The organism is Candidatus Protochlamydia sp. R18 (genome assembly GCF_000648255.1).
GTDB classification, from domain to species: domain Bacteria; phylum Chlamydiota; class Chlamydiia; order Chlamydiales; family Parachlamydiaceae; genus Protochlamydia; species Protochlamydia amoebophila.
On sequence record NZ_BASL01000603.1, the window covers coordinates 1 to 352 of the forward strand.

The window sequence follows — 352 nt, forward strand, 5'->3', positions numbered from 1 at the left end:
AGCAAATGAAGAAATTCAGATATTAAACCTACAAATTCACGAATTAGAAACACAGCTTCAAGTAGGCAAAGAGGAAAAAGAAAAAATGAATTATGAACTTGAAGCGATGCTCTTAGTTGAAAAGGAATTACAACAACTTCATAGCGAAGAAAAAGGATATGAAAATCGCCTTAAAGCAATTTATAATAATCTATATAACTAATAGCAAAGAAAGCTTTGCCTTTTGCTTTTGAGCATAATCATTTGAATATTCTTAAGAAGCAAAAGGCATAAAAGATCTTTGAGAGACAGGTTCATAAATCCAAATCACCTAATTATATATGCACTTTAGTAGCAATCGATTCTTAAAATT

1 pseudogene is annotated in these 352 nt (G+C 29.5%); it reads left to right on the forward strand.

The window, feature by feature from the left end:
* Positions 1-202: pseudogene (locus TY19_RS16070) on the forward strand (hypothetical protein); the annotation flags it as partial.
* Between the last annotated feature and the right edge of the window lie 150 nt (positions 203-352).